6 protein-coding genes and 2 pseudogenes are annotated in these 17,029 nt (G+C 73.1%); 7 read left to right on the top strand and 1 reads right to left on the bottom strand.

Going from position 1 to position 17,029, the window contains the following annotated elements; genetic code table 11:
• Positions 1-54: 54 nt before the first annotated feature.
• The 6 genes and pseudogenes from ADK67_RS25850 to ADK67_RS25825 form a co-directional block, all read left to right on the top strand.
• A pseudogene (locus ADK67_RS25850) lies at positions 55-4,620 on the top strand (type I polyketide synthase); the annotation flags it as partial.
• Positions 4,621-4,692: 72 nt separating this feature from the next.
• Positions 4,693-8,538, top strand: a pseudogene (locus ADK67_RS25845) (type I polyketide synthase); the annotation flags it as partial.
• A complete protein-coding gene (locus tag ADK67_RS25840; RefSeq protein WP_053719084.1) occupies positions 8,535-10,013 on the top strand; it encodes an FAD-dependent monooxygenase in 1,479 nt (492 codons plus the stop codon). The pseudogene ADK67_RS25845 and the gene ADK67_RS25840, both read left to right, overlap by 4 nt.
• On the top strand, positions 10,003-11,652 hold the full coding sequence (locus ADK67_RS25835; RefSeq protein ID WP_053719083.1) for an acyl-CoA dehydrogenase family protein: 1,650 nt from the start codon (positions 10,003-10,005) through the stop codon (positions 11,650-11,652). Before ADK67_RS25840 ends, ADK67_RS25835 begins: the two co-directional genes overlap by 11 nt.
• A gap of 8 nt (positions 11,653-11,660) precedes the next feature.
• The gene (locus tag ADK67_RS25830; RefSeq protein ID WP_053719134.1) at positions 11,661-12,953 is read left to right on the top strand and encodes a cytochrome P450; all 1,293 of its coding nucleotides are present in this window, start codon (positions 11,661-11,663) and stop codon (positions 12,951-12,953) included.
• The gene (locus ADK67_RS25825; RefSeq protein WP_053719082.1) at positions 12,950-14,215 is read left to right on the top strand and encodes a cytochrome P450; all 1,266 of its coding nucleotides are present in this window, start codon (positions 12,950-12,952) and stop codon (positions 14,213-14,215) included. Before ADK67_RS25830 ends, ADK67_RS25825 begins: the two co-directional genes overlap by 4 nt.
• A gap of 342 nt (positions 14,216-14,557) precedes the next feature.
• Here the strand turns inward: ADK67_RS25825 and ADK67_RS25820 are convergent, their stop codons facing one another.
• Positions 14,558-15,274 (bottom strand): TetR/AcrR family transcriptional regulator, encoded by a 717-nt coding sequence (locus ADK67_RS25820; RefSeq protein ID WP_053719081.1) that lies wholly within the window; start codon positions 15,272-15,274, stop codon positions 14,558-14,560.
• Between the two features lie 170 nt (positions 15,275-15,444).
• Here ADK67_RS25820 and ADK67_RS25815 point away from each other — a divergent pair, with 170 nt between their 5' ends.
• Positions 15,445-16,869, top strand: coding sequence for an MFS transporter (locus tag ADK67_RS25815; RefSeq protein WP_082403772.1), 1,425 nt, complete (start codon positions 15,445-15,447; stop codon positions 16,867-16,869).
• Positions 16,870-17,029: the final 160 nt, after the last annotated feature.

Here is a 17,029-nt window from a genome sequence, read left to right as displayed (position 1 = left end):
CTGCGCGACTCGGTCAAGGAGATCGCCCGGCTGAAGGAGGTCAACGCCAGGCTGGCCGCTTCGACCGGTGAACCTGTCGCGATCATCGGGATGGCCTGCCGGCTGCCCGGTGGCATCGCCTCGCCGGAGGACCTGTGGCGGGTGGTCGAGGCCGGCGCCGACGGCATCGGGGGGTTCCCGACCGACCGGGGCTGGGACCTCGCGCACCTGTACGACCCCGACCCGGAGCGGACCGGGACGTCGACCTCGGACCAGGGCGGTTTCCTGTACGGGGCCGCCGAGTTCGACGCCGCGTTCTTCGGCATCTCGCCCCGCGAGGCGCTGGCGATGGACCCACAGCAGCGGCTGCTGCTGGAGGCGTCCTGGGAGGTCGTGGAGCGGGCCGGGATCGACCCGCTGTCGCTGCGGGGCAGCCGGACCGGCGTGTTCGCCGGGCTCATGTACCACGACTACGGCGTGGGCGTCACCGAACTGCCCGAGGGCATCGAGGGCCAGCGGCTCACCGGCGGCGCGGGCAGCGTGCTGTCCGGCCGGGTGTCGTTCACGCTCGGGCTGGAGGGTCCGTCGCTCACCGTCGACACGGCCTGCTCGTCGTCCTTGGTGGCGTTGCACCTGGCCGCGCAGTCGCTGCGCGCGGGGGAGTGCTCGCTCGCCCTGGCGGGCGGTGTCACGGTCATGTCCACGCCCGCGACGTTCGTCGAGTTCTCCCGCCAGCGGGGCCTGTCCGCGGACGGTCGGTGCAAGTCGTTCGCCGCGTCGGCCGATGGCACCGGCTGGGCCGAGGGCGTGGCCGTGCTGCTGGTCGAGCGGCTGTCCGACGCCGAACGGCTGGGCCACCACGTGCTCGCCGTGCTGCGCGGTTCCGCGGTCAACCAGGACGGCGCGTCCAACGGGCTCACCGCGCCCAACGGCCCGGCGCAGGAACGCGTCATCAAGGCCGTGCTCAAGGCCGCCGGTCTGTCCACAAAGGACGTCGACCTGGTCGAGGCGCACGGCACCGGCACCCGGCTCGGCGACCCGATCGAGGCGTCCGCGCTGCTGGCCACCTACGGCCGCGGGCGCACCGAACCGGTGTGGCTCGGCTCGGTCAAGTCGAACATCGGCCACACCCAGGCCGCGGCCGGGGCGGCGGGTGTCATCAAGGTGATCCAGGCGATGCGGCACGGCGTCATGCCGCGCACCCTGCACGTGGACGAGCCGTCGCCGTTCGTGGACTGGGAGTCCGGCGGCGTGGCGCTGCTGACCGAGTCCCGGCCCTGGCCCGCCGGCGACCGGCCGCGGCGTGGCGCGGTGTCGTCGTTCGGCATCAGCGGCACCAACTCGCACGTAGTGCTGGAGGAGTACCGGCCGGCGCCGCCGACGCGGGAGACGCCGGAACCGACGAGTGTCGTGCCGTTCGCACTGGCGGCCAAGAGCCCGGAGGCGCTGCGGGGGCAGGCGGCACGGCTGCGCGACCACCTCGACGCACAGCCCGGGGCGAACCTGGCCGACGTGGGCTTCTCGCTGGCCACCACCCGTGCGGGCCTGGACCACCGGGCCGTCGTGCTCGCGTCCTCGCGGGACGAGCTGCGCGCCGGACTGGCGGCCTTCCCGGCCGGCGCGGTGCTCGGCGAGGTGACCCGCGGCGGCGGCCTCGCGGTGCTGTTCACCGGGCAGGGCAGCCAACGCCTGGCCATGGGCCGCGAGCTGCACGCCCGGCACCCGGTGTTCGCCGCCGCGTTCGACGAGGCGTGCGCGCTGCTCGACCGCGACCTGGACCGGCCGCTGGCCGAGGTGGTGTTCGGCGACGGCGACCTGCTCGACCAGACCCGCTACACCCAGACCGGTCTGTTCGCCGTCGAGGTGGCGCTGTACCGGCTGGTGGCGAGCCTGGGCGTCGAGCCGGACTTCGTGGCGGGCCACTCCATCGGCGAGCTGGTCGCCGCGCACGTCGCGGGCGTGCTGTCGCTGGCGGACGCCTGCACGCTGGTCGCCGCGCGCGGTCGGCTGATGCAGGCGCTGCCGTCGGGTGGCGCGATGGTGTCCGTGCTGGCGTCGGAGGAGCAGACCGCCGACCTGTTGTCGGACCGGCTCGCGCTGGCCGCGGTGAACACGCCCGGTTCGGTCGTGTTGTCCGGTGACGCCGACGCGGTGGCCGAGGCGGAGGCGGAGCTGGCGGCGCGCGGCCACAAGACGCGGCGGCTGCGCGTCAGCCACGCGTTCCACTCGCACCTGATGGCTCCGATGCTGGAGGAGTTCAGGCGGGTCGCCGCGGGACTGGACTTCCGCGCGCCGGACATCCCGATCGCGTCGAACCTGACCGGCGGCGCGGTGTCGGCCGAGGAGATCGCCTCGCCGGACTACTGGGTGCGGCACGTCCGCGAGTCGGTGCGGTTCGCCGACGGCCTGCGGTGGCTGCGCGGCGAAGGCGTGACGACGTTCCTGGAGCTGGGCCCGGACGCGGTGCTGACCGCCATGGGCCGCGAGACGCTCGCCGACGACCCGGAGGTGGGGCTGAGCGCCGCGCTGCGCCGGGACAAGGACGAGGCCGAGACGTTGCTGACCGCGTTGGCCGAGGTGCACGTGCGCGGTGTGGACGTGCGGTGGGGCGAGCTGCTGCCCGGCGCGCGGCGCGTCGACCTGCCTACCTACCCGTTCCAGCGGGAGCGGTACTGGCTGGCGGCCGAGAGCGGCGGAGCTTCGCGGACGTGGCGCTACGAGGTCGCCTGGACCGCTCTGCCGGAGCTGTCCGTGCCGAGTGCGGCGAGCCGGTGGCTGGTGCTGCTGCCGTCCGGTGGCCACGGCGCCGAGGCGTGCGTGGAGGCCATGGCCGCCCGAGGGCTGCGGACCGTCGCGGTCGTGGTCGACGCGGGCACCGCCGAGGGCGGCGCGCTGGCCGAGCGGCTTGCGACCGTGGACGGCCAGCCGTTCGACGGTGTGCTGTCGCTGCTGGCGCTGGACCCCGGCGCCGGCGTGACCGGAACGCTGGCGGTGCTCCAGGCGGCGGCCGCACTGAACTGGGACTCCCCGCTGTGGGTGGCCACCCGTGGCGCGGTCGCGACCGCCGACACCGATCCCGCGGCCGACCCGGCACAGGCCCAGGTGTGGGCGCTGGGCCGGACGGCCGCGCTGGAGCTGCCCCGCCAGTGGGGCGGCTTGGTGGACGTGCTGGACGAGGCCGGGTTGGCGGCGCTGCCCGCGGTGCTGGAGTCCGCCGGGGAAGAGGACCAGGTCGCGATCCGCGGCAGGGACGTACTGGCCCGCCGCCTCGTCCGGGCCGAGACCGACCGGCCCACGGGCGCCCGCTGGACGCCGCGCGGAACGGTGCTGGTGACCGGGGCCGACGAGGCGATCGCCGCGCCGGTCGCCCGGTGGCTGGCCAGTGCGGGGGCCGAGCACCTGGTGCTGGTCACCGCCGACGGCTCGGTGCCCGCGTTCGTGGCCGAACTGGACGGTGTCGGGGAGACTGCGTCGGCGCAGGCCGATTCGCTCGTGGGGCCCGATGACCCGGTCGCGCCGGACGGTGGCACCCCGCCGCTCGCCGGTGTCGCGCCGGGCGAGGTCGTGCCGCCGCGGTACGTGCTCGATGGCGTTGGGGTGACCGTGACCGCGCGGGTCGACCCGCTCGCGCGGCCCGTCGACTCCGTTGTGCACCTCGCTCCGGTCGGCGGCACCACCCCGCTCGCCGACATCACACCGGCGGACCTGGCACCACCTCAGCACGTGCTGGACGGTTCGCTGGGCGCGTTCGTCGTCCTGACCTCCATCGCGGGCGTCTGGGGCAGTGGTGGCCAAGGTGCCGCCGGCGCGGCTAGCGCCTACCTGGACACCGTCGCCGACGGTGTGCGGCGCGGCGGCGGGAAGGGCATCTCCATCGCGTTCGGCCCCTGGGCGCTCGGCGCGGACACCGACGAGGAGGTCGAGCGGCGCGACCGGCTGACCAGGTCCGGCCTCGTCCCGATGGACGCCGACCGAGCGGTCGCGGCGCTGGCCGACGCGGTCGCGAGCGCCGGTGCGGGCCTGGTCGTGGCCGACGTCGACTGGGCGCGGTTCGCCCCCGCCTACACCTCGGCACGCCCCAGCCCGTTGTTCTCCGCGCTTCCCGAGGTCGGCAAGGCGCTGGCGGCGGGCGACGGCGACGGCGGCGAGAACCTGGCCGAGGCACTCGCCGGGATGACCGGTCCCGAGCGCGAACGGCACCTGCTCGGGATCGTGCTCACCGAGGTCGCCGCCATCCTCGGCCACGGTTCGGTCGACGCCGTCGAGCCGCGCAAAGCGCTGCGGGAGATGGGTTTCGACTCGCTGGCCGCGGTGTCGCTGCGCAACCGGATCACCGCCGTGTCGGGCGTGTCGCTGCCCGCGACGCTCGCGTTCGACCACCCGACGCCGCTCGCGGTCGCCGGGTTCCTCGCCACGCAGGTCACGCCACAGGCGCCGACCGTGTCCGTGGACGAGCACCTGGACAAGCTGCGCGCCGCCCTGGCCGCGGCGCCCGACGAGCACGCGCGGGCGAGCCTGGTCGGCCGGCTGCACGACTTCCTCACCGAGCTGACCTCGACGCCCGCGGTCGCCACCGCCGTCATCGGCGACGACACCAGCGACGAGGACCTGTTCGCCCTGCTCGACAACGAACTGGTCTGACCGCCCGCGACGCAAGGAGGAGTGAGTGCCATGTCGGACGAGCAGAAGCTGCGCGAGTACCTCAAACGCGCGACCGTGGAGCTGCAGGAGACGCGTCGACGGTTGCGGGACCTGCAGGACCGGCACAACGAGCCGATCGCCATCATCGGCATGGCGTGCCGGTTCCCCGGCGACGTGCGGTCGCCGGAGGACCTGTGGAAGCTGGTCGAGTCCGATGTGGACGCCGTGTCGGCGTTCCCGGAGGACCGCGGCTGGGACGTCGAGGGCCTGTACCACCCCGACCCCGACGAGCTGGGCAAGTCCTACGTCAAGGAGGGCGGCTTCCTCTACGACGCGGCCGACTTCGACGCGGAGTTCTTCGGCGTCTCGCCGCGCGAGGCGCTCGTGGTCGACCCGCAGCACCGCCTGCTGATGGAGGTCACCTGGGAGGCGCTGGAGCGGGCGGGCATCGACCCGACGACCCTGCGCGGCAGCCGGACCGGCGTGTACGCGGGCGCGGTGACCAACGACTACGCCACGCTGCTGGCCGGCTCCACCGACGACGTCGAGGCCTACCGGCTGACCGGCGCGGCACCGAGCGTGCTGTCCGGCCGCGTCGCCTACGCGCTGGGCTTGGAGGGGCCGGCCATCAGCATCGACAGCGCGTGCTCCACGTCGCTGGTGGCGCTGCACCTGGCGATGCAGGCGCTGCGCCGCGACGAGTGCTCCCTCGCCGTCGTCGGCGCGGCGACCGTGATGGCCACGCCGGTGTCCTACGTGGACTTCAGCCGCCAGCGGGGTCTCGCGCCGGACGCGCGGAACAAGGCGTTCGCCGACGCCGCAGACGGCACGGTCTTCTCGGAGGGCGTCGGCACGTTGGTGGTCGAGAGGCTGTCCGACGCGCGCCGCAACGGCCACCCGGTGCTCGCCGTGGTGCGCGGCAGCGCGGTCAACCAGGACGGCGCGTCCAACGGCCTCACCGCGCCGAACGGCCCGTCGCAGGTGCGCGTGATCGAACAGGCCCTGGCCGACGCCCGGCTCACCGCGGGCGACGTGGACGCGGTCGAGGCGCACGGCACCGGCACCATGCTCGGCGACCCGATCGAAGCACAGGCGCTGCTGGCCACCTACGGCCGCCGCACCGCGAGCGACCCGCTGTGGCTGGGATCGGTCAAGTCCAACCTCGGCCACACGCTGGCCGCCGCCGGGCTCGCCGGCGTCATGAAGATGGTCATGGCGATGAAGCACGGCAGGCTGCCCCGCACCCTGCACGTGGACGCGCCGACCTCGCACGTGGACTGGGGCAGCGGCGCGGTGCGCCTGCTGACCGAGCCGCGGGACTGGCCCGACACCGGACGGCCGCGGCGGGCGGGTGTCTCGGCGTTCGGCATGAGCGGCACCAACGCGCACGTGATCATCGAGCAGGTCGTCGAGGAGACCGAGGACCTGCCCGTGTCCGACGCGGTGCCGCCCCTGCTGGTGTCCGGCCGCAGCGCCGCGGCGCTCGCCGCGCAGGCGGGCAGGCTGCGCGACTACCTCGACGCCACCGACGTGCCGGTCGCCGACGTCGGCTTCTCGCTGGCCACCACCCGTGCCGCGCTGGAGCACCGGGCCGTCGTGCTCGGCTCCGACCGGGCCGCGCTGGTCGGTGCGCTGGACGCGCTGTCGCGCGGCGAGTCGGCCGACGACCTGGTGTCCGGCAGCGTCACCGACACCGGCCGCACGGTGTTCGTGTTCCCCGGCCAGGGCTCGCAGTGGGCCGGCATGGCGCTGGAGCTGCTGGACAGCAGCCCGGTCTACGCGGCGCGGCTGCGCGAGTGCGCCGACGCCGTCGAGCGGCACGTCACGTGGTCGGTCGAGGACGTGCTGCGGCAGAAGGACGGCGCACCCGCGCTGGACCGCATCGAGGTGCTCCAGCCGGTGCTGTTCGTGGTGATGGTGTCGTTGGCCGCGCTGTGGCGGTCCTACGGCGTCGAACCGGACGCCGTGGTCGGGCACTCGCAGGGTGAGGTCGCCGCCGCGTGCGTGTCCGGCGCGCTGTCCGTCGAGGACGGGGCGAAGCTGATCGTGCTGCGCTCGCAGTTGTTCGCCGACGAGCTGGTGGGCCGCGGCGCGGTGGCCTCGATCGCGGCCGGGCGCGCCGAGGTCGAGGCGCTGCTGGACGACCGGATGTCGATCGCCGGGGTGAACGGGCCCGGCGCGGTGACCGTCGCCGGTCCGGCGCAGGCGCTGGAGGAGCTGGTCGCCGAGCTGACCGGGCGCGGGATCCGGGCGCGGGTCATCGCCTCCACGGTCGCCTCGCACAGCCCGCAGGTCGACCGGCTGCGCGACCGGATCGCCGAGCTGCTGGCGTTCGTCAAGCCACGCAAGGGCTCCGTGCCGCTGTACTCGACGGTCTCCGGCGAGGTGCTGGACGGCTCGGAGCTGGACGCGGGCTACTGGTTCGAGAACTGCCGCCGCCCGGTGAACTTCGAGCCGGTCGTGCGGGCGCTGCTGGTCGACGGTTTCCGCACGTTCGTCGAGTCCAGCCCGCACCCCGTGCTCACCATGGGCGTGGACGAGACCGCAGCGGAGGCGGGCGTCGACGCGGTCGTCGTCGGTACGCTGCGGCGCGGCGCCGGTGACCTGCGACGGTTCCACGCGTCGCTGGGCGAGGCCTACACCCGCGGCGTCCCGGTCGACTGGTCCGCGCTGTTCGGCCGCATCCCGGCGCGGCGGGTGGACCTGCCGACCTACGCGTTCCAGCGTCGCCGCTACTGGGCCCGCGGTGGCACGAGCCCCGTGGTGGCCGACCGGTCCACCGCCTCCCGGGCCGGCGTGCTGGACGTGGCGGGCGTCGACCCGGTCGAACGGGCCCGGCTGGTGCTGGAGCGGGTGCGCGTGGAGATCGCGGCCGTGCTCAAACAACCCGACCTGGACGCCGTGGTGATGAACCGGCCGTTCCTGGAGCTGGGCCTGGACTCGCTGACCACGGTCGAGCTGCGCAACCGGCTCAACGCGGCGACCGGCCTGCGGTTCACCGCCCGCGAGATCCTGGCGCTGCGCACACCCGAGGCGCTGGTCGAGCACCTGCGATCCCGGTTGGACGGCACTGCGGTCGAAGAGCCGCGTTCGGCGACCAGCACGTTGTTCGAGCAGGCGCGTGCGGCGGGCGACGCGGCGGCGTTCACCGAGGCGCTCATCGCCGGCAGCACCCGGCGGCCCGCGTTCGACTCGCCCGTCGGCGCGACGGCCGCCGCCCCGCTGCGGCTGGCCACCGGCCCGCGCGGCCCGAGGCTCATCTGCCTGCCGACCGCCCTGGCCGACTCCGGGCCGCACCAGTACGCGGCGTTCGCCAAGCGGTTCGCCGGGCAGCGGGACGTGGTCGCGCTGACCATGCCGGGCTTCGTCCCGGGCGAACTGGTGCCGGCGAGCTTCCGGGTGCTGGCCGAGCACGTCGCCGAGGCCGTCGCCGAGGTCGCGGCCGGCGAGCCGTACGTGCTCGTCGGCTACTCCTCCGGCGGGCTGGTCGCGCACGCCGCCGCGAAGCTGCTCGAGGAGCGCGGCACACCGGCCGCCGGGCTGGCGCTGCTGGACACCTACCCGTGGGACGCGGCGATCATCACCGCGATCCGACCGCAGCTGTTCGCGGGCGTCGCGACGCGGTTGACCGAGGTCGACGACACCCAGCTCACCGCGATGGGCGCCTACCTGCGGCTGATGGACGAGTGGAAGCCCGCCGACATCAAGGCGCCGACGCTGTTGGTGCGGGCCGACCACCCGATGCGGGAGTGGCCGGACGAGGTCACCTCCGTCGACGGCTGGCAGTCGTGCTGGACGGAGCCGAGCACCGTGGTCGACGTCGAGGCCGACCACTTCAGTCTCATCGCGGCGCACGTCGACGGAGCCGTCCGCGCGGTCGACTCCTGGTTGGCCGACGAACTGATGGAGCGGTTGTGAAGTCGAAGGCGACGGTGGTCGTCATCGGCGCCGGTCCGTGCGGTCTCACCGCCGCCGTCGAGTTGCTCAGGCTCGGCGTGCAGGTGCGGCTGCTGGAGGCGTCGACCGAGCGGATGACCGGCACGCGGGCGTTGCAGCTGTGGCCGCCCGCCCTGGAGATCTACCGGGGTGTCGGCATCCGCGCGGAGGCCGAGCGCCTGGGCGTCACCGTGCGCACGAACGTCTACAACATGGCGGGCGGCAAGGTGCTGCGCGTGGCGCTGGGCGCGGAGAACGAGCCGCTGCTGCTGCCGCAAGAGCACACCGTGCGGCTGCTGGAGGAAGCGCTGGAGGCCGCCGGCGGCAAGGTGGAGCGCGGCGTGCGGTTCGAGGACCTCGCGGCCGGCGAGGACTCGGTGACCGTGCAGGTGACGGGCGCGTCGGGCACCGAGCTGATCGAGGCCGACTGGGTGATCGGCGCGGACGGCGTGCGCAGCGACGTGCGGGAGAGGCTGGGCATCGACTTCCCCGGCCGGCGGGTGCCGACGAACCTGATCCTCGCCGAGGGCCGCGTCGACGGCGACTTCGAGGAAGGCGCGGTGCACTACTTCCTCGGCCGCGGCGGTTCGCTGGTGTTCGCGCCGATGAGCGGCGGCCGGGTGCGGGTCTCCGCGCCCGTCCCGCCCGACCTGCCGATCGACCGGACCGGCGTGCAGCGCCTGCTCGACGAGCGTGGACCCGGTGACCTGAGAATCGTGTCGCTGGACCACATCGGCACCTTCTCCAGCTCCGAGCGCATCGCGTCGTCGCTGCGGCGCGGCCGGGTGTTCCTCGTCGGCGATGCCGCGCACACCCACTCGCCGCTGGGCGGTCAGGGCCTCAACCTCGGGCTGCAGGACGTGCACAACCTGACGTGGAAGCTCGCCGGTGTCGTGCACGGCAGGCTCGGGGCGCAGGTGCTGGCGGGCTACGAGGTCGAGCGGCGGCAGGCGGCCGAGCAGATCGTCGGCATGACCGGCCGGATGATGAGGATGTTCATGCTGGGGCCCGCCGCGGCGAAGGTCCGCAACGCGGTGTGGGGCGGCCTGGAGCGGACCGGTGCGCTGCGCCGTTGGTTCGTCCCGCTGCTCGCGGGCTGGGGCGTGCGCTACACCGACGAGCTGCTGCGCGTCGGCGCGAAGCGCGGTCGGGCCAAGCCCGGAACCCGCACGCCGCACTGGGTGCCGGCACGTGACACCGTCGGTCGGCTGCGGTTGCTGACCACGGGCGACGCCTCGGCGTTGCTGGTCGCCGAAGCACGGGCGCTGGCGGAGCGGAACCGGGCGCTGGTCACGCACGACCACTTCGCCGGTCGTGCCGAGGGCTTCCTGGTGCTGCGCCCGGACGGGTACGTGGCCGCGTCCGGCGCGTCCGCCGCGGACCTGGCCGAGGTGGAGGTCCGCATCCGGGCGCTGGCCGCCGTCGAGGAGAAGGAGAGGAGCGCCGATGGTCGTTGAGTCGCTGGAGACGGGGTTGTTGACGGGTCGGCTGGATACGGGTCTGCTGGGTGGTTTCCCCGAGCAGGATGCCGCGGATCGGGCGGTCGGCGATGTGTGGGTCGCGCGGGCCGAGGCGTTCGTGACCGAGCACGTGCCCGACCCGGATGCGCTGGACGCGACCCGAGAGCTGCCGGACGGGCTGATCGACGCGTTGCGGCGCGAGGGATTGCTCACCGTCGCGTTCGCCGGTGAGCTCGGCGGCGCGGCGCTGTCCCCCTACAACGTCCTGCGCGTGGTGGCTGCCGCGGCGGCGAAGTCCGTCCCGGTGGGCCAGATCATCGCCATCCAGGCCGGTGTCGGTGTCGGCGCGCTGCACCCCGCGCTGCCCGAAGGGCCGTTGCGGGACATGGTGCGCGACCGGATCAGGGGCGGGGCGCTGTCCGGTTTCGGCGACACCGACCAGGCCGGCCAGAACAACCGGCTGCCGACGATGACCGCCACGCTCGACGGCGACGACTACGTGCTGCGCGGCGACAAGCTCTACACCGGCAACGGTCCGGTGGCCGACCTGCTGGCCGTGTCGGCCACGCTCGACGGCGGCATCGGGGTGTGCTTCGTGGACACCGCGAGCGAGGGCTTCTCCGTCGACTCGGTCGTCGAGTTCATCGGCAGCAACGGTCTGCCCAACGGCGCGCTGAGCTTCGACGGCGTCCGGGTGCCCAAGGAGCACGTGCTCTCCGGCGGGGAAGGCCAGTTGCGGCTGCCCGCGATGATCAACTCCATCGCCTTCCTCGGCCGGATCTACTTCACGGGGGCGCCCGCGTTGGCGGTGGCGCGCAACTGCCTGGAGTGGTCGCGCTCCTTCGTGAACCGGCGGATGATCGACGGTCGGCCGCTGGGGGAGTACGACCGCATCCAGCGCATGGTGTCCCGCGCGATGGCCGACGTCTACGCGATGGACAGCCTGGCGCGGTGGAGCCTGATCGGCGGCGGTATCACCGACCGGTGGCTGGAGCGGTTCGTCGCCAAGAACGTCCTCACCCGCACGGCCTGGAAGCTCGCCGACCGCACGGTCGCGCTGATGGGCGCGGAAGGTCTGGAGACGGCGGCGAGCAAGCGGCGCCGCGGCGCTCCGGTCCTGCCCGCCGAACGCGCGCTGCGCGACGCCCGCGGGTTCCGCATGGCGGGCAACGTGGACTTCCAGCTCGACAGCCAGGTCGCGCAGCTGCTGCTCACGGCCTACTACCGCGGCGAACGTCCGGTGCCGGGCGAGTGCGCGACGGACACCGCCGGGCTCGACCTGGCGCCGCGCAACCAGGTCCACCTGGACGCCGTGGTCGAGCAGACCCGGTGGTTCGCGCAGACCTGCGCCGAGGCGACGAAGTCGCCGCAGGCCGAACTGTTCGCCGACGAGGAGTTCCTGGTGACCTCCGGCCGGATCGCGGCCGAGCTGGTCGCCGCGTCCGCCGTGTTGGCCCGCACCGCCGCGCTGGGCACGAGCGAGGCACAGGACCTGGCCGACGTGCACTGCACGGCCGCGCTCACCCGGCTCGCGGGCCTGTGGCGCCGGCTGAGCCCGGACGGGCGGCCCGAGCACCACAAGATGAGCCGGGGCTGGCTGACCGGATCGACCTTCGAGTTCCTCACCACCACGTGAAGGCGAGCATGACCACCGAACACCTCACCCGCGCAGACCCGCTGCCCGACGTGCTCGGCGGGATCGACCTGACCGACCACGCCAACTTCGCCGACGGCGTGCCGTACGAGCTTCTCGCCCGGCTGCGCGCCGAAGCGCCCGTGCTGTTCCACCCGCACGGGTCGTCGCGCGACGACGGTTTCTGGGTGCTGACCCGGCACGCGGACATCGAGGCCGCGGCGGCCGACCCGGCGTTCTCCGCGCAGGGCGGCGGCGGGCGCGAGGGCGGCGGCACGCACCTGGAGGACCTGCCCAACGGCATGCTCACCGGCGTCCTGCTGTTCATGATGGACGACCCGCGGCACGAGCTGATCAAGCGCGTGCTGCACCCGTTCGTCACCGGGCGGGCGATCGCCGCGCTGGAGCCCGTGTTGCGCGCCCGTGCCGAGGAACTGGTCGACGCGGCCGTGGCCGCGGGCCGGGCCGAGGTGGTCACCGCGGTCGCCGAACCCCTTGCCGTGGAGGCGATCGCCTCGCTGCTCGGCGTGCCGCCGGACGACTGGCCCCGGCTGCTCGACTGGGTGCGCGCCGCGCTCGGGTTCACCGACCGCCGCACCGGCCGGGCGACCGACGAGTCCCGCGCCGTGTTCGCCTCGGTGCGCGAGTACTTCCAGCGGTTCGTGATCGCCAAGCACGCCGACCCCGGACCGGACCTCGGTTCGGTCATCGCGATCGGCGAGATCCCCGGCGACGAGCCGCTGTCGGAGTTGGAGCGGGACACGCACGCGGCGGTGCTGTTCGTGTCCGGCTACGAGCAGCCGCGCAACACGATCGCCGCGGCGATCCGGGTGTTCGCCGAACACCCGGACCAGTGGGCGCTGCTCAAGGCGGACCGGTCGCTGCTGGCCGGCGCCGTGGAGGAGGTCCTGCGCTGGGCGCCCGCCAACCCGTACAACCGGCGCACCGCGACCAGGGACCTCATCGTGGGCGGACAGCGGATCCGGGCCGGTGAGAAGGTCACCTTCTGGTGGCCGTCGGCCAACCGCGATCCCGAGGTGTTCGCCGCGCCGGACGTGTTCGACATCCGCCGCGACCCCAACCCGCACATGGCGTTCGGCTCGGGCACGCACGCGTGCTCCGGGGACGAGTTCGGCCGGCTCCAACTCCGGCTCGTGCTGACCGCACTGCTCGACCGGGTCGCCGACATCAGCCCGGCCGGACCGGTGGTGCACGCGCCGAACAACAAGCACACGGTGCTGCTGGACGTACCCGTCCGACTCGTACCCACGGTGCAAGACGCGAGAGAGAAAGGCGTTCGATGACCCAGACCACGCCGCCACGCCCGGCGCCCGACGTCCTCACCTACGACCCGGAGACCGCGGCCCGGATGCTGCCGTTCGACGTCTTCGACGAACAGTTCCACCAGGACCCGTACCCGCACTACCGTCGGCTGCTGACCGAGCACGGCGGCCTGATGCGCACCTCGGCGGACTCGCTCGCGGTCTTCGGCTTCGACGAGGTCTCGGCGGTCATGAAGGACCTGCGGTTCGGGATCGGGCCCGGCAAGAAGTCGATGATCTCCGACCAGTTCGTGGAGAACCAGAAGGACGGCGAGTCCGGCCGCATCCTCATGTTCATGGACCCGCCGGACCACACCCGGATCCGCGGCCTGGTGAACAAGGCGTTCACCCCGCGCACGCTGGACGCCCTGCGCCCGCACGCGCTCGGGTTCGCGCAAAACCTGCTGCGCAAGGCCGCCGGGTCGGACGACCGCGAGGTCGACCTCATGGCCGCGTTCGCCCGGCCGCTGCCGGCCCTGGTGCTCAGCCACCTGCTCGACATCCCGGAGCGGTACCACCCGATCTTCTTCGCCAGCGCCAAGGAGTCCGGCCGCGGCCTCGACCCCGGCTTCACCCTGACCGAGGAGCAGAAGGCGGGTCGCGACTTCGCCCGCGACATGTTCATCAACGCGGGCATCGAGATGGCCGAGGCCCGCCGGTCGAACCTGGGCGACGACCTGATCAGCGACCTGGTGCGGGCCGAGCAGGAGGGCGAGCGGCTCACCGAGTGGGAACTGGCGATGCTGCTGATGAACCTGCTCGCGGCCGGCTTCGGCGCCACCACGGCGATGATCGGCAACGCCGTGCACAACCTCCTGGAGCACCCCGACCAGCTGGCCTGGCTGCGGGCGAACCCGGACCGGATCGCCGAGGCGGTCGAGGAACTGCTGCGCTTCGACACCACGCTCCAGATCACCACCCGGATGGCGTTGCAGGACGCGGACATCCTGGGCCGGCCGGTGGCCGAGGGCACGCACGTCATCGTGATGCTGGGCGCGGCCAACCGCGACCCGCGCACCTACGACCGCCCGGACGTGCTCGACCTGTCCCGCCCGATGGGCCGCAACCTCGGTTTCGGCCACGGCATCCACTTCTGCGTGGCGGCGCCGATCGCCAAGATGATCGCCCAGGTCGGCCTGACGGCGCTGCTGGAGTACTCGTTCGAGCGGGGTGACCAGGAGCTCGAACGCTGGCCCGGCACGTTCCTGCGGGTGATCGGCGCGTTGCCGGTCAAGCTCTGCTGAGAGTCGTCCGTCGCGCGGGATCCGCCGTATGGAGGGACGCGCCCGGCTTCGATCCGGGCGTTCCTGTGTCGCCTGTCGCGCACGACCAGCCCCATGGAAGGGACACGCCCCGGCCTCCTGCCGGGGCGTTCCTGTGTGCGCCCGGGTCGAACGCCGGTGGCCTTTGGCCTTGCGATGGGCGGGCAACGCGGTGGGAATCGTCTGCCGGACCCCGGTGCGCCGCGCGCGTCGGTCGGTCGGCCCGTCCCGCTGCCGCTACGCCGGCCACGAGGTCTCCGGTGTTCGGGTTTGCCTGGTCGCCAACCCACTCACCGGAGACCTCGTCACGTTCCGGCCACCGACCTAGCGCGACGTCGTCGGGTCCGCGCCGAGCATCCTGGTCAGGTCCAGCATCTCCGCCCGGAACAGCTTGGCCGGGTCGACCAGTTGCGCCCGCAGGTGGCCGTAGATCTCCAGGGCCACCTGCCCGTGCATCCGGCCCCACGTCCGCAGGGCCAGTGCGACCGCCGCCGGTGGCAGGTCGGGGAACAGCTCGCGCACGCGGCGGGTGTAGCCATCGCCGAAATCGGCCCATTCGTACGGCTCGGCGGCCGGGTGCTCGGGCACCGGCCAGCCCGTTTCGACCAGTCGTAGCAGCACCGCGCACGCGCGATCTTCGGCTTCCCGAACCGCGTCGTCCTCCGGCGCCTGGTACCCGGCGACGGGGTCGCCGTAGATCAGCCGGAACTCCTCGGGGTGCGAGATCGCCCACTGCCGGTACGCCGTCGCGACGGCCAGGATGCGGTCCGCCGCACCGGTGTCCGAACCGCCCGCGCCCGCCGCTTCCATGACGCCGGCCAGCGAGGCGTACGAGTCCGCGATCAGCGCGGTGATCAGGTCGTCGCGCGTGTCGAAGTAGCTGTAGATCGCGCTGGCCGTCATGCCCATCTCCCGGGCGATCGCGCGCAACGACACCGCTTCCGCGCCACCTGCCGTGAGGTGCTTCAGCGCGATGGTCTTGATCTCCGAGCTCGTCTCCGCCCGGATCCGGTCCCGCCGTCGTGGCGTCGTTCGTCCCATGCTTGACACCTTACCCTGTACGTATAGTATCCGGGGTACAAGAACTGAACGGCATTTAGTCAATGAACGGCATGTAGTCCGGTCCCGTCGAAGACGCCGTGATCAACCCCTTCCCGGCCCTGGGCGCACCCGCGCGGGGGCACCCCTTGTGACGAAGAGAGTTCCTAGCTGTGGTCGCTACCGATAACCCGACATCGAGCAGGTCCGGTCTCCGGCTCGCGCTCCTGGCGTTGGCGCAGTTCATCATCGCCATCGACTACAACAACGTGTATGTCGCGTTGCCTGAGATCGGCAGCGCGCTCGGCTTCTCGGACCAGTCGTTGCAGTGGGTGGTCAGCGCGTACGCGGTCGCGTTCGGCGGATTACTCCTGCTCGGCGGCCGTGCCGCCGACCGCCTCGGCGCCCGGCGGATGTTCATCGGCGCCTTGCTGGTCTTCGGGATCTCGTCCCTCGTGGGCGGCCTGGCCACCGAGCAGGCAGTCCTGGTCGCCGCCCGTGCGGTCCAGGGCATCGGCGGTGCGCTGCTGTTCCCGGCCGTCCTCACCCTCATCGTGACCCGCTTCCCCGAGGGCAAGGAGCGCAACCGCGCCCTGTCCGTGTGGGGTTCCACCGGCAGTGGCGGTCTGGCCGCCGGCGCCTTGCTCGGCGGTGTGATCACGCACGGCATGGGATGGGAGTGGGTCTTCTTCATCGTCGTGCCGGTCACCGTCATCGCCGCGATCGTCGCGCCGAAGCTCATCGCGCCCGACGCCGCCGTCCGGACGGGCGGCGGCTTCGACCTCCCCGGCGCGCTGGTGGCCACCGTCGGTGTGTCGCTGGTCGTGTTCGGGCTCGTCAGCGGTCCCGAGGTGGGCTGGGGCTCGATCCGCGCCTGGGGCGCCATCCTGCTCGGCGTCGTGCTGGTGATCGCGTTCTTCGTCATCGAGCGCACCACCAAGGACCCGCTGGCGCCGGTGACGCTGTTCCGCAACCGCAGCCTGGTGACCGCCATGGCGGTGGCCTTCCTGCACCACGCCGCGCTGAGCTCCGGCTACTTCATCTTCACCATCTACATGCAGAACACCCTGCAGTACAACGCGCTCGAGGCGGGTCTGGCGTTCCTCCCGCTCGGCGTGTTCGCCATGATCGCGGGCGGCAAGGTGGCCTCCACCGTGCTGACGAAGTTCGGCGTCGGCGCGGGCCTCGCGGTCGGCATGATCATCTACGCCGTCGGCCTCGGCGCGCTCGTGGCGGGCATGAGCACGGGCGGCAGTTACTGGGCCGTGCTGCCGGGCGTGGTCCTGTACGGCTTCGGCGGTGGTCTCGCCTTCACCGCGATCTTCGTGGCCGCGTCGTCCGGTGTCGACGCCTCCCAGCAGGGCGTCGCGTCGGCACTGGGCTCCACCGCGTTGCAGATCGGCGCGGCGGTCGGCCTGGCGATCATCCTGGTGATCGCGAACGCCGGCTCGTCCTTCCTGGACGGCCTGAAGGTCGCGGGCTACGTCGCCGCGGCGGGTGCGCTCCTGGGTGGCCTGCTCGCGCTGACGCTCAAGAAGCCCGCTCCGACGCCCGTCGCCGAGACACCCCCGGTCGCCACCCCGGAGGCCGCGGTCTGAGGAGCCTGCCGGCGAACGGGTGAACGCCACTTCGCGAGTTCGCGTCCGGGATGGCGGCCGAATGGTCGTCATACCCGGACGCTTTTCGCGGGAACGAGTGGCTACTCCGCGTCGGCGGATCGGGTGATTCTCGAACGGCGGGTTCGTTTGGCGGACCACG

The sequence above is a fragment of the Saccharothrix sp. NRRL B-16348 genome, from assembly GCF_001280085.1.
In the GTDB taxonomy this organism is placed as follows: domain Bacteria; phylum Actinomycetota; class Actinomycetes; order Mycobacteriales; family Pseudonocardiaceae; genus Actinosynnema.
Note: the sequence above shows the minus strand (reverse complement) of the source record. Positions and strands in the feature narration are given on the sequence as shown.

Excerpts from the sequence above, each read along its gene's own strand:
- ADK67_RS25820 (WP_053719081.1), bottom strand. The coding sequence starts at position 15,274 with ATGGGACGAACGACGCCACGACGGCGGGACCGGATCCGGGCGGAGACG.
- ADK67_RS25830 (WP_053719134.1), top strand. The coding sequence starts at position 11,661 with ATGACCACCGAACACCTCACCCGCGCAGACCCGCTGCCCGACGTGCTC.
- ADK67_RS25825 (WP_053719082.1), top strand. The coding sequence starts at position 12,950 with ATGACCCAGACCACGCCGCCACGCCCGGCGCCCGACGTCCTCACCTAC.
- ADK67_RS25835 (WP_053719083.1), top strand. The coding sequence starts at position 10,003 with ATGGTCGTTGAGTCGCTGGAGACGGGGTTGTTGACGGGTCGGCTGGAT.